We start from the raw sequence: 24,117 nt of genomic DNA on the forward strand, positions 1-24,117 counted from the left end.
TGATCAGGCACGGCCATACTGGGCCGCATGTTCACGACGGCCGACACCGCCATGACCACGGCTCTCCCCCTGCAGCTGCCCACCGGATGGTTCGACAGGTCGACCTCGTGCGGCGACGACGAGGACATCTGCCGCCAGGTCTTCGACTGGACCGGCAACCAGAGCACCGCCAACGCCGCCGACCTGATCATCGGCCGGCCGCTGGCGATCCTCGGCCTGGTCCTCCTCGCGCTGGTCCTGCGCTGGGTGCTCAACAAGCTGGTCGACCGCGTGGTGAGCAGGGCAGGGGCGGGCGTCCTCCCGGACCGGCTCAGCGACCGGTTCGCCAGCGCGAACGCGACCCGTCGGGTGCAGCGCGCCAAGACCATGGGCGACCTGCTCAAGAGCATCATCACCGGAGTCCTGATCGCCGTCTTCGGCACGATGATCCTCTCCGAGATCGGGGTCAACATCGCCCCGATCATCGCGAGTGCGGGCATCGTGGGCGTCGCGCTCGGCTTCGGCGCGCAGTCGCTCGTCAAGGACTTCCTGTCCGGCATCTTCATGATCTTCGAGGACCAGTACGGCGTCGGGGACGTCGTCAACCTCGGGGAGGCATCCGGCACGATCGAGGCGGTGTCGCTGCGGGTGACCCGGCTGCGCGACGTCAACGGGACCGTCTGGTACGTCCCGAACGGCGAGATCCTGCGCGTCGGCAACATGAGCCAGAACTGGGCGCGGGCCGTGGTGGACGTGACGGTCGGCTACCGCGAGGACCTCGGGAAGGTGATCCGGACGCTGCGCGACGTCGCCGAGGACCTGTGGCAGGACGACGAGTTCAGCGGCGTCATCATCGAGGAGCCGGAGGTGACCGGCGTGGAGACGCTCGGCCCGGAGTCGATCGGCGTGCGGGTGATGGTGAAGACCGAGCCGATGGAGCAGTGGCGGGTCGCCCGCGAGCTGCGCTCGCGGATCAAGTCCCGCTTCGACCACGAGGGCATCTCGATCCCGGTGGCGCAGCGGGTGCTGTGGCAGGACGGCCCGCAGGCCGACGAGCACCGATCCTGATTGCTGGACCCACGCCGGCACCGACGCCGGCATCCACGCCGCCCGTCCCGCGCTGCAGCCCGCAGCGCGGGACGGCGTACGTCGTCAGCCGAGTGCGGCGTCGAGGGTGATCGTGGTGCCGGAGAGCGCCTGGGAGACCGGGCAGTTCGCCTTCGCGTCCTCGGCGAGTGCGACGAACTTGTCGTTGTCCACGCCGGGCACGTCACCCCGGACGGTCAGCTTGATGCCGGTGATGCCGGTGCCGGGGGTGAACTCGACGTCGGCGTTGACGGTCAGTCGGGTGGCGGGCGTGTCGTTGCTCGCCAGGCCGTTGGAGAAGGCCATCGAGAAGCACGCCGAGTGGGCCGCCGCGATCAGCTCCTCCGGGCTGGTCTTGCCGTTCGCCTGCTCGGCGCGGGACGGCCAGGAGACGTCGTAGGTGCCGAGGCCGGACGAGTCGAGCGTGACCTTGCCGGCGCCCTCGAAGAGGGTGCCCTCCCAAACGGTCGTGGCGGTGCGGGTCGTGGGCATGTGCGATCTCCCTTGATCAGTGGGGAAACGGGTCGTCCTCGATCCTTCCACGGCCCCGAAGGTGCCGACAGAGTCGGCGGGCGGGACAATGGCGTGGTGACCGATCAGCAGGCAGCCAGCTTCTACGACGCGATCGGCGGCCACGAGACGATGCGACGCATCGTCGCGAAGTTCTACGAGGGCGTCGCCGACGACCCGGTCCTCCGCCCGATGTATCCCGAGGAGGACCTAGGCCCGGCCGAGGAGCGCTTCCTGCTCTTCCTCACGCAGTACTGGGGCGGGCCGACGACCTACTCCGAGCAGCGGGGACATCCGCGCCTGCGGATGCGGCACGCACCCTTCGCCGTGACCGCCGAGGCACGCGACCACTGGCTGATGAACTTCCGCGCCGCGCTCGACGCCGTGGCCCTCCCACCCGAGCAGGACGCGCAGTTCTGGGACTACGTGACGCACGCCGCGCAGTTCATGGTCAACGCGCCCGGGTGAGCCTCGTGCCGAGGTGATGTAACACCTCGGCCCCTCCGTGACAGGTACGGCACGAAAGATCTCGAACGCTGTCTCGGAGGAGAACCCATGCAGAGCATCAAGGCTGTCGTCGCGACCGGCGCGGTCCTCGCGTCCACCGTCGGCGGCGCGTACGCCGCCGGCGTCGTCAACAAGAACGGCCACGAGGTCGACGACCACGCGGCCCACGGCCAAGCCGTCGCGGCCGCTGCCCGCGCGCACGCTGCGTCCGACACGCCGTCCGACACACCGTCCGACACCCCGTCGGAGGGGCCGAGCGGCACCGCCACCGCCGAGCCCACGGAGACCGTCACGGCCCAGCCGAGCGAGAGCGCCACCGCCGAGCCCACGGAGACCGCCACGGCCGAGCCGACCGACACCGCCACCGCCGAGCCGACCGGGACGACGACGCCGACGGCCGCCCCGCAGAAGCACCTGGGCTGGACCCAGGGCCAGCACCGCGGCTGGGCCAAGAAGGGCAAGCACTACGGTGTCGGCCACGGGACGGGCAAGCCCTCCGGTGTCCCCGGCAAGCACGTCAAGCCGGCCAAGCCCACCAAGGCGCCGCACCCGGCCAAGCCCGAGACCGCGCACTGACCGCGGTCCCCTTCCCCTGGACCCCGACGAGAATGGCCCCCATGGACGACCTCCCCGAGCTGCGCGCCACCGTCCCGGCGCTGGAGCCCGATGCCGTCCTGCTCGGGCAGCTCGCGGAGCTCAGCGCAGCGAGTACGGCGGCCGCCGGTCGCCGTCCGCTGCGACCCGTCCGAGCGCTGGCCGTGGGAGCGGCGGCGTTCGGACTGGTGGCGACGACGACGTGGATCGCAGGAGCGCTGCCCGGGGTGCCTTCCCCCCTCGCACCACACCAGGCACCCCCACCAGCGCCCACCGCGCCCGCGACGCCGAGCCACGGCCCCCACGTCCGGATCCCTGGAGCGGGCGTCGACCCCTCGTCCGGCGCCTCTCATCCCCCCACCGGGGCGCCGGACGTGGTCGGCTCCACCGGACCCCTGGGTCCGAAGCGGAACCAGCACGGTGGGCCGTCGACTCCTCCGGGCGCGCAGGGCAGCCCGGCCGAGGGTCGCGGCCAGAACGCGCACTCGGGCGAGCACTCGGACAACGGCAGGCGGACGCGGCCAGCACCAGCAGGGCGGGCAGCAGCGCGGCCGCGGGAACCGGCCCGAGGGGTCGCCCGGGCGCAGGCAGCATCACGGAACAGCGCCCTCGCCGCCGGGCCATCGCGCCGCCACGCCGTCGAGCGGTGACACGACCGGTCCGTGAGCGCCGACGACCCCACTGTCGCCGCGGCGAAACGCGGCGACCCCGACGCCTGGCGTGAGCTCTACCGAGCGCACGCCGGGCGCCTGCTCGTCTGGCTCCAGCGCCGGCCGCTGGCCGACGGTGCGATCACTGCCGACGATCTCGCCGCCGAGAGCTGGCTGACGGCGGCGAGCAAGGCGGCCGACTTCACCGGCTCCTCCGACGACTTCGCGGGGTGGCTCTTCGGCATCGCCCGCCACCTCGAGGCCAACGCGCGGCGACGCGCGGGCCGCCGCCGCACCGCGCCGCTCGCCGAGGTCGAGCCCGACCCGGTGGCCGGTCCCGAGCCGGCGTACGTCGCCGCCGAGTGGGTCCGCTCCGCCCTGGCCGGCCTGCCCGAGCGGGAGCGCGACGTGGTCACCTGCCTCGACGTGATCGGGCTCGACGTCGCAGGGACCGCGCGGGCGCTCGGGATGAGTCAGGTCGCCGTGCGCGTGGCGCGCCACCGCGGTCTCAAGCGCCTGCGCGGACACCTCGGCGTGGTCGCCGGAACCGCGGGTTGAGCTCAGCCCGCCGCAGTCGCGGCCAGCATCGCGCGGACGTCGGCCGGCGGCTCGACGCTGCGCTCGGTGGCCCGGTCGAAGAAGACCATCGCGTAGCGCGCCCGCGAGAGCACCTGACCCTCGGCGAGCAGCTCCGACTCCATCACCAGTGACGTCCGGCCGACACGGGCGACCCAGGTGTTGACGTCGTAGGGCTCGGGCCGGAACAGGATCGGACGGCTGTAGACCACGTCGGCCTGGGCGACCACCATCGACGGGAACGCGTCGACCCCCGCCTGCCGGCTCAGGGCGGTCACGCAGGCGAGCCGCGCCTCCTGGAAGTACTCGAAGTACTTCACGTTGTTGACGTGCCCGTAGGCGTCGACGTCGGAGAAGCGCACGTGCAGTGGGTAGTGGCCCACCTCGGTATGGCGCGGCTCGCCGAACGACACCTTCGGCGTCCCGGACGGCTCGAGGTAGGGCTCGAGGGAGGCCCGCTCCTCGGCAGTGAGCCGGCGCGGCCGCTCGGTGGCGAAGACGTACGGCGCGAGCACGCTCGTGGCGCGCAGGTAGACGGTGCGCTGTCCGGCGACCTCCCGGAACACCTCGTAGGCGAGGGTGAAGCTGGCCGCCCGCACCTCCGTCGCCCAGACCTCGACCAGGACCGGCGTGAAGTCGAAGGTCAAGGGCGCGACGTAGTGCACCTGATGGCTGGCCACGACGACGCCCTCGGCGAGGTTGTCGGTCTGCCGGCTGCGGGCGTGGACGCGCAGCATGTCGACGCGCGCCTCCTGGAGGTAGTCGACGTAGGTGACGTTGTTGACGTGACCGAGCATGTCCAGGTCGGCCCAGCGCATCGGGCACTCGTAGAGATGGCGCACGTCGCGAGTCTTTCATCCCCTCGTATCGTGTGCAGCGAGGCCCGGTAGGCTGCTAGGGCGTCATTACCCACGAGTAATCAGGGAGTCCCGTCATGCCCGAGGCCGTCATCGTCTCTGCCACCCGTACGCCGATCGGCCGGGCCAACAAGGGGTCCCTGAAGGACTTCCGGCCCGACGACCTGGCCGCCTTCATCGTGAGGGCCGCCGTCGAGAAGGTGCCCGGGCTCGACCCCAACACCATCGACGACCTGCTGCTGGGCTGCGGCCTGCCGGGTGGTGAGTCGGGCAATAACATGGGCCGGGTCGTGAGCGTCCTCAACGGCTGGGACCAGGTGCCGGGCACGACGATCACGCGCTACTGCTCCTCCTCGGTGCAGACCACACGGATGGCCTTCCACTCCATCAAGGCCGGCGAGGGCGACGTCTTCATCTCCGCGGGGGTGGAGACGGTCTCCCGGTTCGCCAAGGGCACCTCCGACCACCTCCCCGACACCCGCAACCCGCTGTTCGACGACGCCCTCGCGCGGACGAAGGCCACTGCCGAGGCCGGCAGCGCGGCCGGCGCCTGGCACGACCCCCGCGAGGACGGTCTGCTGCCCGACATCTACATCGCCATGGGCCAGACCGCCGAGAACGTCGCGACCCTGCGCGGCCTGGACCGTCGCGAGCTCGACGAGTTCGCCGTCCGCTCCCAGAACCTCGCGGAGAAGGCGATCGCCGACGGCTTCTGGGCCCGCGAGATCACGCCGGTCACCACCCCCGACGGCACCGTGGTCACCGGCGACGACGGCCCGCGCGCCGGGGTCACCTACGACGCCATCGCCAGCCTCAAGCCCGTCTTCCGCGAGGACGGCGTCGTCACCGCCGGCAACTGCTGCCCGCTCAACGACGGCGCCGCCGCCGTGGTGATCATGTCCGACACCAAGGCCGCCGAGCTCGGGGTCACCCCGCTGGCCCGGATCGTGTCCACCGGCGTCTCCGGCCTCTCCCCCGAGATCATGGGCCTCGGCCCCGTCGAGGCGTCCAAGCGGGCGCTGGCAGGAGCCGGCATGTCGATCGGGGACATCGACCTCGTCGAGATCAACGAGGCGTTCGCTGCACAGGTCGTGCCGTCCTACCAGGATCTCGGCGTCGACATCGACCGGCTCAACGTCAACGGCGGCGCGATCGCGGTCGGCCACCCCTTCGGCATGACCGGCGCGCGGCTGCAGAACACGATGCTCAACAGCCTCGAGTGGCACGACAAGACCACCGGGCTGATCACCATGTGCGTCGGCGGCGGCATGGGCATGGCCCTCATCCTCGAGCGACTCTGAGAGGGTCTGGAAGAATCGACCTGTGACTGAGCAGACGCGCTGGCTCGACGAGGACGAGCAACGGTCGTGGCGAGCGCTGCTCATGGGGATGACGCTGCTGCGCGACCGGCTCGACGCCGACCTGCGCCGGCTCTTCGACCTGTCGCTGCCCGAGTACGAGATCCTCGTCCGGCTCTCCGAGAACGACGGCCGGCTGCGGATGGCGCAGCTGGCCGACGCCATGGCGCACAGCCGGTCGCGGACCACCCACACCATCACGCGGATGGAGCACGCCGGCCTCGTCGAGCGGGCCGACTCCGCGGAGGACGGGCGCGGCAAGGTCGCGATCCTGACCGACAAGGGCATGGACCTGCTGCGCACCGCCGCGCCCTTCCACGTCACCGGCGTCCGCGAGTACCTCGTCGACCTGGTCGCGCGCGAGGACTTCGCCGCGGTCGGCCAGGTCTTCAACGCGGTGTCGGACTACCTGGTCGGCTGCCACCCGGCCATCGAGATGCGCGAGCCGCCGGCGTCCTGACGGCCGCCTCGGGAGCGACGTCGGGTTGGGTCGCTGCTGCCCCACCGACTGTGGGCCGAGAGAACAGATGGGTGGGGCGCCCTCCGACCGGCGTCAGGGCCGCCCCAGTCATCTGTCTCCATCATCGGCCTCCGGCCGGCGCGGTCAGTCGCGGGTCAGCCGGCGGTGGGTGACGCGGTGCGGCCGGGCGGCCTCGAGGCCGAGGCGCTCGATCTTGTTCTCCTCGTAGGACGCGAAGTTGCCCTCGAACCAGAACCACTCGCCCTCGTTCTCCTCGGTGCCCTCCCAGGCGAGGATGTGGGTGGCGATCCGGTCGAGGAACCAGCGGTCGTGGGAGGTGACCACGGCACAGCCCGGGAAGTCGAGCAGCGCGTCCTCGAGCGAGGAGAGCGTCTCGACGTCGAGGTCGTTGGTCGGCTCGTCGAGGAGCAGCATGTTGCCGCCCTGCTTGAGCGTGAGCGCCAGGTTGAGCCTGTTGCGCTCACCACCGGAGAGGACGCCGGCCTTCTTCTGCTGGTCGGGACCCTTGAAGCCGAACGACGCGACGTAGGCGCGGCTGTTCATCTCGAAGTTGGCGACCTTGATGAAGTCCAGGCCGTCGGAGACGACCTCCCAGACGTTCTTGTTCGGGTCGATGCCGCCGCGACTCTGGTCGACGTAGGAGATCTTGACCGTCTGGCCGACCCGGAGCTCACCGGAGTCGGGGGTCTCGCCGCCGGTGATCATCCGGAACAGCGTGGTCTTGCCGACGCCGTTGGGGCCCACGACGCCGACGATGCCGGCGCGCGGCAGCGTGAAGCTGATGTCGTCCCACAGCGTCCGGTCCTCGAAGCCCTTGGTGAGGTCGCGCGCCTCGAGGACAACGTCACCGAGGCGCGGGCCCGGCGGGATGTTGATGTCGGCCGCGTCGATCTTGCGGGCCTTGTCGGCCTCGGCGGCGAGCTCCTCGTAGCGGGCCAGCCGCGACTTGGACTTGGTCTGTCGGGCCTTGGCGTTGGAGCGGACCCACTCCAGTTCCTTCTCGAGCATCTTGGCGCGCTTGGCGTCCTTGGCGCCCTCGACCTTGAGGCGCTCCTTCTTGGTCTCGAGGTAGGTCGAGTAGTTGCCCTCGTAGCCGTGGATCGAGCCGCGGTCGACCTCGGCGATCCACTGGGCGACGTTGTCGAGGAAGTAGCGGTCGTGGGTGACGGCCAGGACGGCGCCGGGGTAGGACTTGAGGTGTCCCTCGAGCCACTGGACCGACTCGGCGTCGAGGTGGTTGGTGGGCTCGTCGAGCAGGAGCAGGTCGGGCTGCTGGAGGAGGAGCTTGCACAGCGCGACGCGGCGACGCTCACCACCGGAGAGGTTGTCGACGAGCGCCTCCGGCGGCGGGCAGCGCAGTGCGTCCATGGCCTGCTCGAGCCGGGAGTCGAGGTCCCAGGCGTTGGCGTGGTCGAGGTCGGTCTGCAGGTCACCCATCTCGGCGAGGAGCTTGTCGAAGTCGGCGTCGGGGTCCGCCATGAGCTCGGAGATCTCGTTGTAGCGGTCGAGCTTGCCCTTGATCTCCGCGACCGCCTCCTCGACGTTCTCGAGCACGGTCCGGCCCTCGGTCAGCGGCGGCTCCTGCTGGAGCATCCCGACGGTGGCGTCGGGGTCGCGGACCACGTCGCCGTTGTTGGGGTGGTCGAGCCCGGCCATGAGCTTGAGCAGGGAGGACTTGCCCATGCCGTTGGGGCCGACGACGCCGATCTTCGCCCCGTGCAGGAACGACAGGGTCACGTTGTCGAGGACGACCTTGTCACCGTGAGCCTTGCGGACGTTGCGCAGGGAGAGGATGTATTCCGCCATGGGTCACAAGCCTAGTGGCGGAACCGCCGCGCGGCCCGATCGGGGTCGCCGGTTGCGACCCCGATCGACGCCCGGCTCAGGCGGCCGCCTCTGCTCCGCCGACCGCGGGCGCCTCCGGACCGGCGACGGGAGGCGCCTCCGGGCGGTCGGCCGGCTTCTCGTTGCGGGACAGACGGGTGGTGCCGTGGCGCAGGTCGTGGCCGACCGAGGTCGCATCGATCTCCAGCGTCGTGCGCTCCGTGCCGTCCTGGGCGGTCCATGTGGTGACGTTGAGCCGGCCCACGACCGTGACGCCGTCGCCCTTCAGCAACGACTCGGCGACGTTGCGCGCCAGGCCGCGCCAGGCGTTGACCGTGTACCACTGCGTGGGGGCGTCGACCCACTCGTTGGTCCGGCGGTTGAGGTAGCGCGGCGTGCTGGCGAGCCGGAAGGTCGCCACCTCGGTGTCGCCGGCCTTCTTGAGGCCCGGCGTGGCGCCGACGAAGCCCTGCACGGTGATCTGGGTGTCGTTCATGGTCTTCTCCTCGGATCGGGTGCGGACCCCGGCGGGTCCGCTCGACCCGACCCTGCGCGGAGCGGCCGACACTCCCCCGTGCCCGGTCAGCCGGCTGTGGAGAAGACCGCTGCGGGCCGCCCTGTGGAGACAGAGCGGCCCGCTGTGGGACTGATGTGGTCCGGCGGACCGGATCAGTGGAGGGTCAGACCAGACCGTTCTTCTGCAGCCAGTCCTTGGCCACGTCGGCGGCGGTCGGCTTGGAGTCGGCCGCGAACGCCGTGTTGAGCTCCAGCAGCGCGTCGGTCGTCAGCTTCTCCGAGACGGCGGCCAGCGTCGACTTCACCTCGTCGCTCTGGGCGTCGTCGCGGATCAGCGGGACGACGTTCTGGGCGGCGATGAGGTTCTTCGGGTCCTCGAGCGTCACGAGCTTGTTCTGCGTGATCGACGGGGTCGTCGAATAGATGTCGGCCACGTCCACCTGACCGCTGGTGAGGGCCTTCAGCGTGGCCGGTCCGCCGCCGTCGCTGATCGCGGTGAAGGAGACGTCCTTGATCCCGTAGATCTTGTCCATGCCGGGAAGCCCGTAGGCCCGGGTCTTGAACTCCGGGTTGGCGGCGACCTTCAGCCCCTTGATCTTGGCCAGGTCGGCGATCGAGGCCACGCCGTTCTTCTGCGCGAACTCCGACGTCACGTTGAGCGAGTCCTTGTCCTCGCCCGGCGCCGGGTCGAGCACCGCCAGGCCGTCGGGGAGTGCTCCCTGCAGCGCGCTCTCGACATCTGCCGGCGCCGTCGCGGTCGCGTTCTGGTCGAAGTAGAGGAGCAGGTTGCCGGTGTACTCGGGGATCAGGTCGATGGTGCCGTCCTTGATGGCGCCGATGTAGGCCTCGCGCGCCCCGATGTCGAGCTTGGTGGAGGCGTCGACGCCCTTGGCCTTCAGCGCCTGGGCGTAGACCTCGGCGAGGATCTCGCTCTCGCCGAAGGCCGCGGAGCCGACCACGATCGACTTCGACGAGGACGTCGAGCCCGAGTCCGAGCCGGAGCTCGTGTCGGTCGGGTCGCCGCCGCAGGCCGCGAGGCTGAGGGCCAGCGCAGCCGCGGACAGGACGCCGAGCGTGCGGTTGAGCTTCATGGTCGTTCTCTTTTCTCGGTGTGGGGTCAGGGTCAGCAGGTCAGGTGGGCGAGAGCCGTTGGAGCAGGGCGAACGCACCATCGAGGAGCAGAGCGAGTACGACGACGACGAGTGAACCACCGAGCATCTGCGGATAGTCCCGGACCGCGATGCCGTCGAGCAGGTAGCGACCCAGGCCCCCGAGCCCGATATAGGCCGCGACGGTCGCGGTCGCCACCACCTGCAGGACCGCCGAGCGCAGCCCGCCCAGGAGCAGCGACAGGCTGAGCGGCACCTCGACACGCGTGAGGACCTGCCACTCGGTCATGCCGATGCCGCGCGCGGCGTCGACGGTCCGCCGGTCGACCGACTCCACCCCGGCGTACGCCCCGGCGAGCAGCGGGGGGATGGCGAGCACGACGAGCGCGGCGATCGGCGGGGTGAGCCCGATGCCGCGCCAGAGCACGACGAGGGTGAGCAGGCCGAGCGTCGGCAGCGCCCGCAGCGCCCCGGTGACCGCGATCGCGAGGCCGCGGAGCCGGCCGGTGTGCCCGATCCACAGGCCGAGAGGGATCGCGATGGCGGAGGCGATCACGACGGTGAGGGCGGTGTAGCCCAGGTGCTCGAGGACGCGGTGCGGCACGCCGTCCGGGCCGTGCCAGTTCGTCGAGGTGGACAGCCAGTCGAAGGCTTCGCTGAAGACGCTCATCCGGCGCCTCTCAGCCGGGTCCACGGCATCAGCAGCCGCCCCAGCAGCACCCAGACCGCGTCGAGGACGAGCGCCAGGATCACGACGAGCACGATGCCGACGGTGATCTCGGTGCGGAAGTCGCGCTGGAAGCCCTCGGTGAACAGCGAGCCGAGGTTGCTCACCCCGACCAGCGCACCGACCGTGACGAGGCTGACGGTGCTGACCGAGGCGACCCGGACGCCCGCCAGCAGCACCGGGCCGGCCAGCGGCAGCTCGACGCCGCCGAACCGCTGCCACCACGAGTAGCCGCTGGCGGTCGCGGAGTCGAGCACCTCGGCGGACACCTGCGCGAACGCGTCCGCCACGATCCGGACGAAGAGGGCGAGGGCGTAGAGGGTCAGGACGATCGCGACGTTGATCGGGTCGAGGAAGCTGGTGCCGATGAGCCCCGGGATGATCACCAGCAGGGGCAGCGACGGCAGCGTGTAGAGGATCCCGCCGGCAGCGAGCAGCACCGCGCGCGGCCGGGCGAACCGGCTCGCCCACCAGCCGATCGGCAGGGCCAGCAGGAAGCCGACCACGACCGGCACGACGCTGAGCCACAGGTGCTGCAGCATCAGGTCGACGAGCCGGTCGGAGTTGGCTCGGGCCCAGGTCATGTCCGGTCCAGCGTGGGATCGAGTACGCCGGCCGGGCGCCCGTGCTCGTCCACCACGACCCGCTGGCCGTCGAGCTCCGCGATGCGCAGCCGGCGGCGGCCCTTGTCGAGGCCGACGAAGCTGCGCACGAAGTCGTCGGCCGGCGCGGCCAGGATCTCGGCCGGCGAACCGGCCTGCGCCACCACGCCGCCCTTCCTGAGGATGACGACCTGATCGCCGAGGAGGAAGGCCTCCTCGATGTCGTGGGTGACGAAGAGGATCGTCTTGCCGAGCTCGTGCTGGAGCGTCTGCAGCTGGCGCTGGAGGTCGGCGCGCACGATCGGGTCCACCGCGCCGAACGGCTCGTCCATCAGCAGGATGTTCGGGTCCGCGACCAGGCCGCGGGCGACGCCGGCGCGCTGCTGCTGGCCGCCGGAGAGCTGGCGGGGGTACTTGTCGGCCAGGTCGGCGCCGAGGCCGACCTTGGCCAGCGCGTCCATCGCGCGCTCCCGGGCCTCGCGTCGAGGCACGCCGGCCAGGCGCAGCGGCGTCGCGACGTTGTCGACGATCCTGCGGTGCGGCAGCAGGCCGGCCTGCTGCATGACGTAGCCGATGCTGCGACGCAGCTCGACGGGTCCGCGGGTGGCGATGTCGACGTCGTCGATCAGCACCTGGCCGTGGGTCGGGTCGACCATGCGGTTGACCATGCGCAGCAAGGTCGTCTTGCCGCAGCCGGACGAGCCGACGAGCACGGTGGTCGAGTGCGAGGGGATGACGAGGCTGAAGTCGTCCACGGCCGGCGACCCGTCGTCGTAGGTCTTGCCGACCGATCGGTACTCGATCACCCGCGGACCATCTGCTCGATCGGGGTGGGCCCCGGCACGACCGGCAGGCCCGCCTCCTGCCACGCGACGATCCCGCCCTCGACGTCCGCGGCGTCGAGACCGAGGGAGAGCAGCGCACGCGCGGCGAGCGAGGAGGTGTAGCCCTCGGTGCACGCGACGATCCAGCGGCGCCGGGTGTCCGCCTGGGGAACCCGGGCGGTAGACGTCGGGTCCAGCCGCCAGAGCAGGTGGTTGTACTCGATGATCAGCGAGCCGGGGATCTCCCCGAGCTCGCGGCGCTGCCACTCCGGCCGGATGTCGACGATGAGGTCACCGCCCTGGACCGCGTCGGCCGCCTGCTGCGGAGTCAGCCGGGGCAGCCCGTCGCGGGCCGCCTCCAGCAGCTCGTCGACACTCGAGAACGTCACGATGCCGCACGCTCCTCACGCGCCGGAGCCGGCGCCTCGGGGTCGTCGGTCCAGCTGGATGCACGTCGCACCAGCCGGTCTGCGTCGACATCCTAGTAGTGCATGAGGTTGAGCGGCGGGGAGTAAACGTGCACGCCGCCGCGGCGTGGCGCCACTCCCGGACGCCCTGGGCTACGCCAGAGCGCGGTCGAGCCCGGTGCGGACCTCGGAGTACGCCGCCAGCTCCGCTTGGACCGGGGTGACGACCAGCTCCTGGGAAACCTCGGAGACGGCGCTGCGCAGCCGCTGGTCGGCCCTGGCGGCCCGGGAGCGGGCGGTGGCAGCGACGAGGAAGCGACAGACCAGCGCCAGGACGACGCCGAGCGCCACTCCCCCGATGAGCAGGACGAGCGGCAGCGCGATGCCGGCGACGTGGGGGATCGAGTCGTCGTCGAGGCCACCGGACAGCAGGGCCGCGAGGGACCAGACGCCTCCGCCGACGGCGGCGAGGATGAGCAGCCACTGGAGGACGCGGACGAGACCCGCCCAGACGGGGAGCCTCGAGGCGCCGAGGTCGGTGTCGCCGAGCGCGGCGTCGAGGCGGTCGTTGAGGTCGTCGATCCGGGAGACCGACGCCTGCCGGATCGACTCCTGCCACGCGTCACCGAGACCGGTCGACGCGTCGTCGGCGAGCGCGCGCACCTCGCTGTCGACACGAGCGCGCTGCACGGCGGTGGCCGTGGGGACCGACGTCCGGGAGCGACCCGTGAGCTCTTTGCCCGCCGAGCCGAGGTCGAGGTGGAGGCGCTTGAGCGGGTCCGGCTTCAGCGAGGAGACCCACGACACGAGCGGCCAGCCGGTCGCCCGGTTGGCCCGCATCCGGGTGGCGCGCTCGACCGCGTCCACGATGGTCGGGACGCCCGCCGCCTCGGCGATCGCGTCGTCGAGCGCCTCGACCCGGGCAGGAGCGAGGGAGCGGGCCTTCGCCGAGCCGGACTCGGCCGCGACCTTGCCCGCGACCGTCCTGATGTCGGCCTCGAGCCGGCCTCGGGTCGCCTTCTTCTCGGCGACGCGTCGGCCGATCTCCGCCTTGAGCTCCTGGACGCCCCAGCCCAGCTTGGCGCTGACGGGGATGATCGGGACCTTCTGCAGTCCGTCGAGATCGAGCAGCCGGCGCACGTCGGCGACCATCGACTCCCGCCGCTCCTCGGGGACCGTGTCGATGTGGTTGAGCACGACGACCATCACCTCGTCGTGGGTCTTGAGCGGCTCGAGGTAGCGGTCGTGGATCGCCGCGTCGGCGTACTTCTGCGGGTCCAGGACCCACACCAGCATGTCGACGAGCACGACGAGGCGGTCGACCTCGAGGTGGTGGGCCACCTCGGTGGAGTCGTGGTCCGGCAGGTCGAGGAGTACGACGCCGTCGAGATCGTGCCCCTCGCGGCGGGTGTCGAGCATCGAGTCGCGGGTGGTCTGGTGGCGATCGGGGATCCCGAGCCACTCCAGCAGCTCCCGGGCGCCCTGGGTGCCCCAGACGCACGCGGTCGCCCACGAGGTCGTCGGGCGTCGTACCCCGACCGCCGAGAGCTCGAGGCCGGTCAGCGCGTTGAACGTCGAGGACTTGCCCGAGCCGGTGGCGCCGGCGATGCCGACGACGGTGTGGTCGGCGGAGAGCTTGAGTCGTCCCTGGGCCCGCTCGACGACGGCCTGCGCCTCGCCGACGACCTCGTCGCTGAGCCGGCCGCCCGCGGCGTCCACCGCAGCAGCGAGCCCGTCGATCCGCTCGACGATGCCCGACCGGTCCGCACCCGAGGAGACCATGGCCGTCTTGGAGCTCTTGAGCAGCGAGGTCATGACCTCACCCTATTGCTGCCCGATCCGGGTCGCGTACCTGGCATCGTCGACGCGGCGCGCGGCCTGGCGCAGCTTCTCGGCCGCCTCCGGGTCCACGCGCAGGTTGTCGATGACGTCGAGGTAGCGCACCTGCTCGTCGGCGAAGAGCGTCCGCACCCGCACCTCGAGCGACTTGCGGGCGCGCTCGGAGAGCGTGCGCACCGCCTGGTCGCCGAAGACCGCCTCGAGCAGCTTCTGCCCGACGACTGCGGAGCCGCCCGCGATGCCCACCTCGGCGCCGGTCAGGCCGGCGGTGTTGGCGAAGACGACCACCATCAGCGCGACGGAGAGCCCGTTGACGCCGAAGGCGAGGAACCGTGCAGTGGACTTCTTGTCGGCGCCCTCGGTGCGCACCATGTCCAGGACGTCCTGCTGCCAGTCGCGCACGGCCCGCTCGGCCTTGCGGCGCAGGTCCCGGGAGGCCCGGCCGAGGTCGGTGGGCGAGGACTGGAGCAGGCCGCGGCCCGCCTCGAGCTGAAGCCAGGACGCCTCGGCGTGCTCGGCGGCCGCCTCGGCGTGCTCGAGGATGAGCAGCTCCAGGCCGGACTCGACGGCCACCTGGACCTGCTCGGCCTGCTGGGGCTTGCCCTTGACGGCGCTCACGAGCCGGTCGCGCAGCTTGCTGACCTTCGACTCCAGCGAGCGCAGCAGCTCACCGGTGCCGACGAACTCCTGCCAACGGGCGAGCACCTCGCCGCGCAGCATGGTGCCGTCGGCGGTCGCGGCGAGGATGGCCTGCAGTCCCCGGTCGTACGCCGTCTCGGCGTCGCGTCGCAGCCGGGCCACCGCCTCGGCCTGCGCGACTGAGGCGTCGGCGACCGGGTGGGCCCGGCGCGACACCGTGCGCACCGCACCCTCGAGGGTCTGCCGGACGACCGCCTGGCGGGCGCCGGTGTCGGCGGCGAGCATCTCCAGCCAGCCGCGGACCTCGGCGACGTGCTCGGCCGGGAGCAGGCCCTCGTCGGAGACCTTGCCCTCGTGCACGATGAACAGCGGGCTGTCCTTGAGCCCGCGCGAGGCGAGCATCCGGGCCAGGTGCGTCGCCACGGTCTGGACGGCGTCCGCCGGCGTGCGGTCGAGCACGATGGCGACCGCCGTGGACCGCTCCGCGGCGGAGCGTAGGAAGCCCCACGGCACCTGGTCGGCGTACCGCGCGGCGGAGGTGACGAAGATCCAGAGGTCCGCGGCGGCGAGCAGCTGGGCGGCGAGGAGCCGGTTCTGCTCCTCGACCGAGTCGACGTCGGGCGCATCGAGGATCGCCAGGCCGGCGGGGACGCTCTCGGACGCGACGAGCTGCAGCGCGTGCGGGTCGTTGGTGGAGTGGGACACCCGCTCGAGGTCGGGCAGCAGCCGGTCCTGGCCGAACCACTGCCCGTCGGCGGGGTTGTGCACGAGCACGGGCGACCGGGTGGTCGGCCGGAGGAGGCCGGGGGTCGTCACGCGTGAGCCGACCAGGGAGTTGACCAGCGTCGACTTGCCCGCGCCGGTGGAGCCGCCGACCACGGCGAGGAGGGGCGCCTCGATCGTCGTGATGCGGGGGATGACGTAGTCCTCGAGCTGGGCGACCAGCTCGGTCTGGCTGACGCGCTGCTCGGCCGCCCCGGGGAGGTCGAGCGGAAGTGCGACATCGGTGAGCGCCTGGCGCAGCCGCACCAGTGCGGTCACCATCCGGGTGGTCTCCGTCCCGACGTCGGAGCCACCGGGTGCTTCGTGAGTCGTCATCGCGTGGGTACCACCTGTCCGGGAAATGCGATGGTCGGCCTGACCCTACCGATTCGGGCGACGTACTCCTGCCCCCGCGCGGCGAAGTTCGGCGGCGGTGTTCCGCGCAGGTAGCGGTAGTGGAGGTAGCCGAGCTCGATGGCGGCCTGCTGGTAGTCGCGCATCGCCCGCTCCGCGGCAGCGCCGCCCACGGCCCGGGCGTAGGCGCGGCTGCGGCGGCGGGCGGCCAGGTCGACGACCCAGCCGATGTCGGTCGCGGGCAGCAGCCCGCGGGCGGCGGCGTCGCCCAGCGACCGGGCGAGCATCCTCCGCTCGGAGGAGCGGGCCCACAGGGCGAGCGCCCCGATGGCACAGAGGACGGGGATGATCAGCACGACGTAGACCAGCACGAAGCCCCCGAGGCCGTAGACCGTCGAGGAGTTCCAGAGCGCGTGCGTCACCACTGCACACGCGTACCCGCCCAGCGGGGCGAGCAGTCGCAGGGCGCCCGAGCGGGCGCCGACCGCGATGCCGATGCCGACCCCGGTGAAGGCCGTGAAGAGCGGGTGGGCGAAGGGGCTGGCCAGGCAGCGGACCACGAACGTGCGGGTGAGCGCGTCGAGGCCGCCCGGGCCGATGCCGTCGGTGCCGTCGTAGGCGGCGGCGAGATAGAGGATGTTCTCGGTGAAGGCGAAGCCGATCCCCACCATGCCGGCATAGACGATGCCGTCGAGGATGCCGTCGAGCTCGTCGCGCCGCCACCACAGCAGCGCGAGCAGGAAGGCGCCCTTGCAGGCCTCCTCGACCACAGGTGCGAGCACCGCGCTGGACAGGTCACCGGTGAGGCCGGTGACGACGCCCCCGACACCTTCGAGGACGACCGCGGCGAAGCAGGCGACGAAGGCGCCCCAGAGCAGCCCCAGGGCGAGCAGCCCGTGCGGCTCGGGCTCGTAGCGGTCGAGCCAGAGGTAGCCGGCGACGAGCGGGACGACCGGCAGCGCGGCGAGCAGCGTCGCGATCAGCAGCGTCGTGGGCGCGCCGGAGAAGGCGATCAGGAGCAGCATCGGCAGCGCCGCCAGCACGACGACGATCGACACGACGACGGTGAAGACCGTGCCGCTCGCCCGTCTGCGCCGCGTCAGCCGCGTACCTGCCCCCATGGGGGCCACCCTATCGGCGCGACACGCGGCCTAGAGTGTGCCCATGGGTGAGGAGACTCCGGTCACGACACAGCGTCCCGCGAAGCCTGCGACCGAGTCGCACGACCCCTCCGTCCCGGAGGCGTGGTCGGCGTTCATGCGGCAGGGCTGGGGCGACCGGGAGCTGGACCTCCCGGCACACCCCGTGACGGCGTACGCCGCCGCGCGGCGGGCCCGGCTGGCCGACGCGTTCCCGGGTGAGCGCCTGGTGCTGCCCGCGGGCGGCTTCAAGGTCCGCTCCTACGACACCGACTACCGGTTCCGGCCCGACACCGCGCACACCTACTTCACCGGCAACCAGACCTCCGACGCCGTCCTGGTGGTCGAGCCGGACGGCTCCTCGGTGCTCTACGCGCGGCCTCGCTCCTCCCGGGACACCGACGAGTTCTTCCGCGACCGCGTCTACGGCGAGCTGTGGGTCGGCCGGCGTCCGTCGGCGCGCGAGATCTCCGACTCGCTCGGCATCGAGGTCCGGCACATCAGCGACCTGTCCTCCCTCCTTCAGACCAAGGCGACCACCAAGACACGCGTGCTGAGGGGCAGAGACTCCTACGTCGACGCTTTGGTCTCCCCCGACGAGACCCGTGACGACGAGCTCTCCCGGGTGGCCTCGGAGCTGCGGCTGGTCAAGGACGACTGGGAGATCGCCCAGCTCCAGGAGGCGTGCGACATCACGGCGTACGGCTTCGAGGACTCCGTGCGTGAGTGGCCGCGGGTGCTCGAGTTCGGCGAGCGCTGGATCGAGGGCACGTTCTTCCGCCGTGCCCGGGCCATGGGCAACGACATCGGCTACGACTCGATCGTCGGCGGCGGCTCGCACGCCACGACGCTGCACTGGATCGACAACACCGGGCCGATCACGCCCGGCACGATGGTGCTGCTCGACATGGGTGTCGAGGGCCGCAACCTCTACACCGCCGACGTGACCCGGACGCTGCCGGTGTCGGGCACCTACACGCCGCTGCAGCGCGACCTCTACGACCTCGTCTTCCGTGCGCAGGAGGCCGGGCTCGCGGCGGTCCGGCCCGGCGCCGCCTTCCGCGCGGCGCACCACGCCGCCGTCGACGTGCTCGCGCACGGCCTCGACGACCTGGGCCTGCTGCCGGTCCCGGTCGACGAGGCGCTCGACGAGGACAGCAAGGTCTACTCGCGCTGGACCCTGCACGGCGTGAGCCACATGCTCGGCCTCGACGTGCACGACTGCGGCGTCGCCTCGAAGGAGGCCTACGCCGAGGGCACGCTCGCCGAGGGGATGGTGCTCACCGTCGAGCCCGGCCTCTACTTCCAGGAGGACGACCTGCTCGTCCCCGAGGAGCTGCGCGGCATCGGCATCCGCATCGAGGACGACGTGGTGGTACGCGCCGACGGCGCCGAGAACCTGTCCGGCTCGCTCCCCCGCTCCTCGGCCGACGTCGAGGCCTGGATGGCGTCGCTGACCGGCTGAGCAGATGATCGGCGATCGGTGGGGCGTCACCGACGCCGACGTACGCCGGCCCTATCCGTGCGACGCCCTGGTCGACTCGCCGACGTTGCAGGCGTGGCGGGGCGTGTCGGTCGCCGCGTCGCCGGAGGCGGTGTGGCCCTGGCTGGCCCAGGTGCGGCTGGCGCCGTACTCCTACGACTGGATCGACAACCGCGGCCGTCGCTCGCCGCGATCGCTGGTCGGGCTGGCCGAGCCGACGGTCGGCGAGCCGTTCACGGCCGTCGGAGGGCGGCCGCAGGGCAGGATCCTCTCCGTCGACCCGGGTCATCAGCTGACGGCGACGATCATGGGCGCGCTGATGTCCTACGTGCTGGAGCCGTCCGCCGCCGGTTCCACGCGGCTGCTGCTGAAGGTGGTCGCCTGCCCGTCACGCTGGGCGGCGCCGCTGCTCGCCGTCGGCGACCTGGTGATGGCGCGCCGGCAGCTGCTCAACCTCAAGGGCCTCGCGGAGCGCCCGGCACCCACTGGATAGCCTGCCGCGTGCCTTACTTCCTCCGCACCGGCGACAACGCCTTCACCCCGACCGAGCACGTCAGCGGCGCGTGGCGGACCGACGAGCAGCACGTCGCACCCGCGCTCGGCGTGATGACGCACGCCGTCGAGGGGGACCACCGTCAGCGCCGCGGTGGCGATGCCCTGGCGGTCTCGCGGCTCTCCTTCGACATCCTCGGTGTGCTGCCCATGGCCGAGTGCGAGGTGGACGTCCGGGTCGTCCGGCCGGGCCGGACCATCGAGCTCGTCGAGGCCGTGCTCAGCCATGCCGGCCGGCCGGCGGTCGTCCTGCGGGCGTGGCTGCTGGCGCGCGGCGACACCACCGACCTCAGCGGCACCCACCTGCCGGCTCTGCCGGAGCCCGGCTCGCTGCCGGCCTGGGACCCGACCACGGTGTGGCCGGGCGGTTTCATCGCCTCGGCGCAGCTCCGGCGGGACGAGACCGCGCCCGGCCGGGCCCGCTACTGGGTCCGCACCGACGTCCCATTGCTCGACGAGGAGACCAGTCCGCTCGCCAGCGCCGCCGGGCTCCTCGACATCGCCAACGGGATGACGGTGCGAGCCAGCCCGTCCGAGGTCCTCTTCCCCAACGTCGACCTGACCGCGCACCTCGTCCGGACGCCCGCGCCCGGATGGCTGGGCTTCGACACGACCGTCACGTTCGGCCCGGACGGCCACGGGTTGACCAGCAGCGTCCTCCACGACTCCGGCGGCCCGCTGGGGACGCTCGCCCAGACGCTCACCGTCCGGCCGCTCTGACCGGGTGCGCCAGCCCGGCGGTGTGACAGGCTTCGGCTGTGACTGAAGCGATCACACGCTCTCGACGCGGCCGACCGGGGCACGACCGGGACGCCGTGCTGCGGGCTGCGGTCGCCCTCTTCATCCGCAAGGGGTACGACGCCACCAGCATCGACGACATCGCGAAGTCGCTCAACGTCACCAAGTCGGCGGTCTACCACCACGTCAGCAGCAAGGAGCAGCTGCTCGCCGAGGTGCTGGACGAGGCTCTGGACGAGCTCGACAGCGCCGTGGACGCCGCCACCAGGGGCACCGGCCCGGCCTCCGAACGGCTGCGCGACGTCGTACGCCGGAGCGTGGAGGTGCTGGTCGCGCACCAGTCGGCCGTCACGCTGCTCCTGCGCGTGCACGGGAACAGCGACACCGAGGTGGCCGCACTGAGGCGACGGCGCCGGATCGACCGTGCCCTGGCCAGTCTCGTCAACGAGGCGGTGGAGGAGGGAGCGCTGCGCGCCGACCTCGACCCGGACGTGCTGAGCCGGCTGCTGTTCGGCATGGTCAACTCGCTCGTCGAGTGGTACCGCCCGAACGGCGAGATCTCGGCCGATCAGCTCGCCTCGACCGTCGCCGCCCTGGCCTTCGACGGGCTCGTCAGGGCCTGAACCGACGGGACCCAGCGCTCAGCGCGGCGGCCGCTGGTCGACGATCCGGCGCATCTTCCCGACCGACCGCTCGATGCCGGCCGGCTCGACCACGTCGACCGCGACCGTGACGCCGATCGAGTTCTTGATCTGCCGCTGGAGGAGCGCGCCCGCCTGCCGCGCATCCTCGGCGGACGCCGACTCGCGGCGCTCCACCCGGACGGTCATGTTGTCCAGGATCCCGTCGCGGCCGAGCACGCACTGGAAGTGCGGCGACAGCTCGCGCGTCGCCAGGACGAGCTCCTCGATCTGGGTCGGGAACAGGTTCACGCCACGCAGGATGATCATGTCGTCGGTGCGCCCGGTGACCTTCTCCATCCTGCGCATGGTCCGCGCCGTGCCGGGCAGCAGCCGGGTGAGGTCTCGCGTCCGGTAGCGGATGACGGGCATCGCCTGCTTCGTCAGCGAGGTGAAGACCAGCTCACCCACCTCGCCGTCGGGCAGCACCTCGCCCGTGACCGGGTCGATGATCTCGGGATAGAAGTGGTCCTCCCAGATGTGGAGTCCGTCCTTCGTCTCGACGCACTCGCTCGCCACGCCCGGGCCCATGACCTCCGAGAGTCCGTAGATGTCGACGGCGTGCATGTCGAGGCGCTCCTCCATCTCGCGCCGCATGTCGTTGGTCCACGGCTCGGCGCCGAAGATGCCGACCTTGAGCGAGGTGCTGCGCGGGTCGATCCCCTGACGCTCCATCTCGTCGATCACGGAGAGCATGTAGGACGGGGTCACCATGATGATGTCGGGGCGGAAGTCCTGGATGAGCTGCACCTGGCGCTCCGTCATGCCGCCCGAGACGGGGATGACCGTGCAACCGAGCTTCTCGGCGCCGTAGTGCGCCCCCAGCCCGCCGGTGAACAGGCCGTAGCCGTAGGCGTTGTGGAGGAGGTGACCGGCACGGCCGCCGGCAGCACGGATGCTGCGCGCCACGACCGTCGCCCACGCGTCGATGTCGTCGCGCGTGTAGCCGACCACGGTCGGCTTGCCGGTGGTCCCCGAGGATGCATGGATGCGGACGACCTCCTCACGAGGAACCGCGAACATCTTGAACGGGTAGTTCTCCCGCAGGTCCGCCTTCACGGTGAAGGGCAGCATCGCCAGGTCGGACAGGTCCTTGATGTCACCGGGATGCACGCCGGCCCGGTCGAACGACGCGCGGTAGTGCGGCACGTTCTCGTAGGCATGACGCACCGACCAGCGCAGGCGCTCGGTCTGGAGGCTCCGCAGCTCGTCGACCGAGGCGGTCTCGATCGGCTCCAGGTCACCGGGCTGGGGGCTGAGGTCCTGCATGGTCGCTCCTGTCGGTCGAGCTGTCGTACGTGTTCGGGTGCTCAGTCGCGCGCGATGGTCCGGCTGCGGCCGCGGAAGACCGCCACCGTCCCACCGTCGGGCTCGCGGTGGACCGTGACGTCGTAGATCCCGGACCGGCCGCGCAGCGCGGTCTCGTCCGCGGTCGCGACGAGCCGGTCGCCGAGCCGGCCGGCCTCGAGGAAGCTCACGTCGAAGCCCGACGCGACGGTCATCCGCCCGCGCGAGTTGCACGCGAGGGCGAAGGCGCTGTCGGCGAGTGCGGCGACCAGGCCACCGTGGGCGATCCCGTAGCCGTTGACCATGTCCTCGCGGACCGTCATCGCGACCACGGCGCAGCCGGGCCCGAGGTCGAGGAGCTCCATGCCGAGCGCGCGCGAGGCCGGGTCGTCGGCCCACATCGTGCGGGAGGTGTCGAGCGGGTCGGGCAGCGCATCGGTCACCACCGGTAGAACCCCTCTCCGGTCTTGCGGCCGAGCTTGTCGGCCGCGACGAGGTCGCGGAGGATCTGCGGCGGCTCGAAGCGGGGGCTCACCTCGCGGGCGAGGTGCTCGGCGATGGCCAGGCGTACGTCGAGCCCGACGATGTCGCTCGTGCGCAGCGGCCCGACGGGGTGGCGGTAGCCGAGGGTCATGGCGGTGTCGATGTCGGCGGCGGACGCGACGCCCTCCTCGAGCATGCGCATCGCCTCCAGCGCGATGGCGACGCCCAGCCGGCTCGACGCGAAGCCGGGCGAGTCGGTGACGGTGATCGCGGTCTTGCCCAGTGCCTCGACCCAGCCCTGCGCCCGGCCGACGAGGCCGGCGTCGGTCGTGGCGCCGACGACGATCTCGACCAGCGCGCTGGCCGGGACGGGGTTGAAGAAGTGCAGGCCGAGGAACCGGTCCGGACGGGCCAGCCGCCCGGCGAGCCCGTCGACGGAGAGCGAGCTGGTGTTGGTCGCGAGCACCGCCTCCGGAGCAGCGGCCTCGATGCCGGTGAGGACCTGTGCCTTCAGGTCGACGTCCTCGGGGACCGCCTCCACGACGAGCTCGGCCGTGGCCAGCGCACCGGCGTCGTCGCTGACCCGCAGCCGCGCGGTGTAGCTGCCCAGGTCACCGCCGAGCTTGCCGCGCTCGCGGGCGGTGGTCAGGCTGTCGAGCACCCGCTGCCGCGCCTGCTCGGCGGCGTCGGCGGTCGCCTCGATGACGGTGACGGACGAGCCGGAGACGAGGAAGGAGTGGGCGATGCCCGCACCCATGCGTCCTCCCCCGTAGACGCCGACCTCGCTGGGGAGGGTGGAGGTCATCGCTGGGAGTCCTTTCGGCGGTCGAGGAACGCGGTCATCCGCTCGTGCTTGTCGGCGGTCTCGAACAGGATGGCCTGGGCGAGGTCGTCGACGAAGGGGTGCGCCTCCCGTGGCGCGTGGAAGACGGCCTTGGTGAGGCGTACGGCGAGCGGCGCCTGCTTCGCGATCGAGTCGGCCCAGCGGTGCCCGGCCGCCAGGAGCTCGTCCCGCTCGACGACCTCGTTGAGCAGCCGCACGGCCCGCGCCTCGTCGGCGTCGAGCACGCGGCCGGTCAGCAGGATCTCCTTGGCGAGCGGCTCCCCCACCAGCTCGGCGAGCCGCCAGGCCGCGCCGGCGGAGGCGAGGATGCCGAGCCCGGTCTCCGGGTTGCCGATCCTGGTGGTCGGCGTACCGATGCGGAAGTCGCAGGCGTAGGCGAGCTCGGCTCCCCCGCCCAGCGCGTAGCCGTCGACCAGCGCGATGACCGGCATCGGCAGGCGGCGGATGCGGTCGAAGAGACCGGAGTTGATGCCGCGCAGGGCGTCGTCGCGGCGCCGCTCCCGCAGCTGGCCGATGTCGGCGCCGGCAGCGAAGCCACCGCCCTCACCGACGATCAGGGCGACCCGCGGCTCGGCCTCGAGGATCGCGCACGCCCGGTGCAGCTCGTCGACCATCTGCTGGTCGATGGCGTTGCGGACCTCCGGCCGGTTGAGGCGGAGCAGCACGCGGTCGGGCTGCTCCTCGAGCAGGACGGCAGTTCCGGTCACGTC

The 24,117-nt window shown here is 71.8% G+C and carries 26 protein-coding genes; 10 read left to right on the plus strand and 16 right to left on the minus strand.

Going from position 1 to position 24,117, the window contains the following annotated elements; translation table 11 throughout:
• Nucleotides 1-27: 27 nt before the first annotated feature.
• The gene (locus BM236_RS01880) at nucleotides 28-1,047 is read left to right on the plus strand and encodes a mechanosensitive ion channel family protein (RefSeq protein ID WP_245750080.1); all 1,020 of its coding nucleotides are present in this window, start codon (nucleotides 28-30) and stop codon (nucleotides 1,045-1,047) included.
• Nucleotides 1,048-1,131: 84 nt separating this feature from the next.
• On the opposite strand, the gene BM236_RS01885 is transcribed toward BM236_RS01880, so the two are convergent.
• Nucleotides 1,132-1,557 carry an OsmC family protein gene (locus BM236_RS01885; RefSeq protein WP_091119510.1) on the minus strand — a complete coding sequence of 142 codons (426 nt, stop codon included), beginning with the start codon at nucleotides 1,555-1,557 and terminating at the stop codon, nucleotides 1,132-1,134.
• Nucleotides 1,558-1,653: 96 nt separating this feature from the next.
• Here BM236_RS01885 and BM236_RS01890 point away from each other — a divergent pair, with 96 nt between their 5' ends.
• The 3 genes from BM236_RS01890 to BM236_RS01900 all read left to right on the plus strand — a co-directional run bounded on the left by BM236_RS01890 (nucleotide 1,654) and on the right by BM236_RS01900 (nucleotide 3,884).
• Nucleotides 1,654-2,043, plus strand: coding sequence for a globin (locus tag BM236_RS01890; protein ID WP_281247610.1), 390 nt, complete (start codon nucleotides 1,654-1,656; stop codon nucleotides 2,041-2,043).
• An 87-nt stretch (nucleotides 2,044-2,130) separates the two neighbouring features.
• Nucleotides 2,131-2,658: a hypothetical protein gene (locus tag BM236_RS01895; protein WP_091119512.1), complete on the plus strand. Its 528-nt coding sequence runs from the start codon at nucleotides 2,131-2,133 to the stop codon at nucleotides 2,656-2,658.
• Between the two features lie 680 nt (nucleotides 2,659-3,338).
• The gene (locus tag BM236_RS01900) at nucleotides 3,339-3,884 is read left to right on the plus strand and encodes an RNA polymerase sigma factor (protein ID WP_091119514.1); all 546 of its coding nucleotides are present in this window, start codon (nucleotides 3,339-3,341) and stop codon (nucleotides 3,882-3,884) included.
• A 2-nt stretch (nucleotides 3,885-3,886) separates the two neighbouring features.
• Here BM236_RS01900 and BM236_RS01905 read toward each other — a convergent pair whose 3' ends face one another.
• Nucleotides 3,887-4,744, minus strand: a complete 858-nt coding sequence (locus tag BM236_RS01905; protein ID WP_091119516.1) for an acyl-CoA thioesterase — start codon at nucleotides 4,742-4,744, stop codon at nucleotides 3,887-3,889.
• A gap of 92 nt (nucleotides 4,745-4,836) precedes the next feature.
• Here BM236_RS01905 and BM236_RS01910 point away from each other — a divergent pair, with 92 nt between their 5' ends.
• Entirely contained in the window at nucleotides 4,837-6,060 is a 1,224-nt protein-coding gene (locus BM236_RS01910) for an acetyl-CoA C-acetyltransferase (protein WP_091119517.1), read from the plus strand.
• A 22-nt stretch (nucleotides 6,061-6,082) separates the two neighbouring features.
• Entirely contained in the window at nucleotides 6,083-6,577 is a 495-nt protein-coding gene (locus tag BM236_RS01915) for a MarR family winged helix-turn-helix transcriptional regulator (protein WP_091119520.1), read from the plus strand.
• 144 nt (nucleotides 6,578-6,721) lie between these two features.
• On the opposite strand, the gene ettA is transcribed toward BM236_RS01915, so the two are convergent.
• The 10 genes from ettA to BM236_RS01965 all read right to left on the minus strand — a co-directional run bounded on the left by ettA (nucleotide 6,722) and on the right by BM236_RS01965 (nucleotide 17,322).
• Nucleotides 6,722-8,404 (minus strand): energy-dependent translational throttle protein EttA, encoded by a 1,683-nt coding sequence (gene ettA, locus BM236_RS01920; RefSeq protein WP_091119523.1) that lies wholly within the window; start codon nucleotides 8,402-8,404, stop codon nucleotides 6,722-6,724.
• Nucleotides 8,405-8,480: 76 nt separating this feature from the next.
• Nucleotides 8,481-8,918 (minus strand): single-stranded DNA-binding protein, encoded by a 438-nt coding sequence (locus tag BM236_RS01925; protein WP_091119525.1) that lies wholly within the window; start codon nucleotides 8,916-8,918, stop codon nucleotides 8,481-8,483.
• 184 nt (nucleotides 8,919-9,102) lie between these two features.
• On the minus strand, nucleotides 9,103-10,029 hold the full coding sequence (locus BM236_RS01930; RefSeq protein ID WP_091119528.1) for an ABC transporter substrate-binding protein: 927 nt from the start codon (nucleotides 10,027-10,029) through the stop codon (nucleotides 9,103-9,105).
• Nucleotides 10,030-10,069: 40 nt separating this feature from the next.
• Entirely contained in the window at nucleotides 10,070-10,717 is a 648-nt protein-coding gene (locus BM236_RS01935; protein WP_091119530.1) for an ABC transporter permease, read from the minus strand.
• Entirely contained in the window at nucleotides 10,714-11,358 is a 645-nt protein-coding gene (locus BM236_RS01940) for an ABC transporter permease (protein WP_091119532.1), read from the minus strand. Before BM236_RS01940 ends, BM236_RS01935 begins: the two co-directional genes overlap by 4 nt.
• Nucleotides 11,355-12,182 carry an ABC transporter ATP-binding protein gene (locus BM236_RS01945; protein ID WP_091119534.1) on the minus strand — a complete coding sequence of 276 codons (828 nt, stop codon included), beginning with the start codon at nucleotides 12,180-12,182 and terminating at the stop codon, nucleotides 11,355-11,357. Before BM236_RS01945 ends, BM236_RS01940 begins: the two co-directional genes overlap by 4 nt.
• Nucleotides 12,179-12,589: a rhodanese-like domain-containing protein gene (locus BM236_RS01950; protein ID WP_091119536.1), complete on the minus strand. Its 411-nt coding sequence runs from the start codon at nucleotides 12,587-12,589 to the stop codon at nucleotides 12,179-12,181. Before BM236_RS01950 ends, BM236_RS01945 begins: the two co-directional genes overlap by 4 nt.
• Before the next feature lie 171 nt (nucleotides 12,590-12,760).
• The gene (locus tag BM236_RS01955; RefSeq protein WP_091119538.1) at nucleotides 12,761-14,422 is read right to left on the minus strand and encodes a YfjP family GTPase; all 1,662 of its coding nucleotides are present in this window, start codon (nucleotides 14,420-14,422) and stop codon (nucleotides 12,761-12,763) included.
• Between the two features lie 9 nt (nucleotides 14,423-14,431).
• Nucleotides 14,432-16,183: a dynamin family protein gene (locus tag BM236_RS01960; RefSeq protein ID WP_245750081.1), complete on the minus strand. Its 1,752-nt coding sequence runs from the start codon at nucleotides 16,181-16,183 to the stop codon at nucleotides 14,432-14,434.
• Nucleotides 16,180-17,322, minus strand: a complete 1,143-nt coding sequence (locus tag BM236_RS01965; protein ID WP_091119540.1) for a PrsW family intramembrane metalloprotease — start codon at nucleotides 17,320-17,322, stop codon at nucleotides 16,180-16,182. Before BM236_RS01965 ends, BM236_RS01960 begins: the two co-directional genes overlap by 4 nt.
• Nucleotides 17,323-17,365: 43 nt before the next feature.
• Between BM236_RS01965 and BM236_RS01970 the strand changes: the two genes are divergently transcribed.
• From BM236_RS01970 to BM236_RS01985, 4 genes are read left to right on the plus strand one after another with little or no spacing between them, the layout of a single operon-like run.
• The gene (locus tag BM236_RS01970) at nucleotides 17,366-18,805 is read left to right on the plus strand and encodes an aminopeptidase P family protein (protein WP_091119543.1); all 1,440 of its coding nucleotides are present in this window, start codon (nucleotides 17,366-17,368) and stop codon (nucleotides 18,803-18,805) included.
• 4 nt (nucleotides 18,806-18,809) lie between these two features.
• Nucleotides 18,810-19,316, plus strand: a complete 507-nt coding sequence (locus BM236_RS01975) for a polyketide cyclase (RefSeq protein WP_091119545.1) — start codon at nucleotides 18,810-18,812, stop codon at nucleotides 19,314-19,316.
• A gap of 8 nt (nucleotides 19,317-19,324) precedes the next feature.
• Nucleotides 19,325-20,095 carry a thioesterase family protein gene (locus BM236_RS01980; protein WP_091119547.1) on the plus strand — a complete coding sequence of 257 codons (771 nt, stop codon included), beginning with the start codon at nucleotides 19,325-19,327 and terminating at the stop codon, nucleotides 20,093-20,095.
• 38 nt (nucleotides 20,096-20,133) lie between these two features.
• Nucleotides 20,134-20,736, plus strand: a complete 603-nt coding sequence (locus BM236_RS01985) for a TetR/AcrR family transcriptional regulator (protein WP_091119549.1) — start codon at nucleotides 20,134-20,136, stop codon at nucleotides 20,734-20,736.
• Nucleotides 20,737-20,754: 18 nt separating this feature from the next.
• On the opposite strand, the gene paaK is transcribed toward BM236_RS01985, so the two are convergent.
• Genes paaK through BM236_RS02005 form a run of 4 tightly spaced genes read right to left on the minus strand, consistent with a single transcriptional unit; the run spans nucleotide 20,755 to nucleotide 24,114 of the window.
• Complete coding sequence (gene paaK, locus BM236_RS01990) at nucleotides 20,755-22,062, minus strand: phenylacetate--CoA ligase PaaK (protein WP_091119552.1); 1,308 nt, start codon at nucleotides 22,060-22,062, stop codon at nucleotides 20,755-20,757.
• A 41-nt stretch (nucleotides 22,063-22,103) separates the two neighbouring features.
• Nucleotides 22,104-22,523, minus strand: a complete 420-nt coding sequence (gene paaI / locus BM236_RS01995) for a hydroxyphenylacetyl-CoA thioesterase PaaI (RefSeq protein ID WP_245750082.1) — start codon at nucleotides 22,521-22,523, stop codon at nucleotides 22,104-22,106.
• A complete protein-coding gene (locus BM236_RS02000; protein ID WP_091119553.1) occupies nucleotides 22,520-23,368 on the minus strand; it encodes a 3-hydroxyacyl-CoA dehydrogenase family protein in 849 nt (282 codons plus the stop codon). The genes paaI and BM236_RS02000 overlap by 4 nt, the downstream gene beginning before the upstream one ends.
• Entirely contained in the window at nucleotides 23,365-24,114 is a 750-nt protein-coding gene (locus BM236_RS02005) for an enoyl-CoA hydratase/isomerase family protein (protein WP_091119556.1), read from the minus strand. The genes BM236_RS02000 and BM236_RS02005 overlap by 4 nt, the downstream gene beginning before the upstream one ends.
• Nucleotides 24,115-24,117: the final 3 nt, after the last annotated feature.

Source organism: Nocardioides terrae (genome assembly GCF_900112345.1).
GTDB classification, from domain to species: domain Bacteria; phylum Actinomycetota; class Actinomycetes; order Propionibacteriales; family Nocardioidaceae; genus Nocardioides; species Nocardioides terrae.

What these genes read in the sequence shown, in the direction of transcription:
- BM236_RS01885 (WP_091119510.1), bottom strand. Translation starts at nt 1,557, where the DNA reads ATGCCCACGACCCGCACCGCCACGACCGTTTGGGAGGGCACCCTCTTC.
- BM236_RS01895 (WP_091119512.1), top strand. Translation starts at nt 2,131, where the DNA reads ATGCAGAGCATCAAGGCTGTCGTCGCGACCGGCGCGGTCCTCGCGTCC.
- ettA (WP_091119523.1), bottom strand. Translation starts at nt 8,404, where the DNA reads ATGGCGGAATACATCCTCTCCCTGCGCAACGTCCGCAAGGCTCACGGT.
- BM236_RS01955 (WP_091119538.1), bottom strand. Translation starts at nt 14,422, where the DNA reads ATGACCTCGCTGCTCAAGAGCTCCAAGACGGCCATGGTCTCCTCGGGT.
- BM236_RS02000 (WP_091119553.1), bottom strand. Translation starts at nt 23,368, where the DNA reads ATGACCTCCACCCTCCCCAGCGAGGTCGGCGTCTACGGGGGAGGACGC.
- BM236_RS01930 (WP_091119528.1), bottom strand. Translation starts at nt 10,029, where the DNA reads ATGAAGCTCAACCGCACGCTCGGCGTCCTGTCCGCGGCTGCGCTGGCC.
- BM236_RS01970 (WP_091119543.1), top strand. Translation starts at nt 17,366, where the DNA reads ATGGGTGAGGAGACTCCGGTCACGACACAGCGTCCCGCGAAGCCTGCG.
- paaK (WP_091119552.1), bottom strand. Translation starts at nt 22,062, where the DNA reads ATGCAGGACCTCAGCCCCCAGCCCGGTGACCTGGAGCCGATCGAGACC.
- BM236_RS01965 (WP_091119540.1), bottom strand. Translation starts at nt 17,322, where the DNA reads ATGGGGGCAGGTACGCGGCTGACGCGGCGCAGACGGGCGAGCGGCACG.
- BM236_RS01940 (WP_091119532.1), bottom strand. Translation starts at nt 11,358, where the DNA reads ATGACCTGGGCCCGAGCCAACTCCGACCGGCTCGTCGACCTGATGCTG.
- BM236_RS01910 (WP_091119517.1), top strand. Translation starts at nt 4,837, where the DNA reads ATGCCCGAGGCCGTCATCGTCTCTGCCACCCGTACGCCGATCGGCCGG.
- BM236_RS01880 (WP_245750080.1), top strand. Translation starts at nt 28, where the DNA reads ATGTTCACGACGGCCGACACCGCCATGACCACGGCTCTCCCCCTGCAG.
- BM236_RS01960 (WP_245750081.1), bottom strand. Translation starts at nt 16,183, where the DNA reads ATGACGACTCACGAAGCACCCGGTGGCTCCGACGTCGGGACGGAGACC.
- BM236_RS01925 (WP_091119525.1), bottom strand. Translation starts at nt 8,918, where the DNA reads ATGAACGACACCCAGATCACCGTGCAGGGCTTCGTCGGCGCCACGCCG.
- BM236_RS01935 (WP_091119530.1), bottom strand. Translation starts at nt 10,717, where the DNA reads ATGAGCGTCTTCAGCGAAGCCTTCGACTGGCTGTCCACCTCGACGAAC.
- BM236_RS01975 (WP_091119545.1), top strand. Translation starts at nt 18,810, where the DNA reads ATGATCGGCGATCGGTGGGGCGTCACCGACGCCGACGTACGCCGGCCC.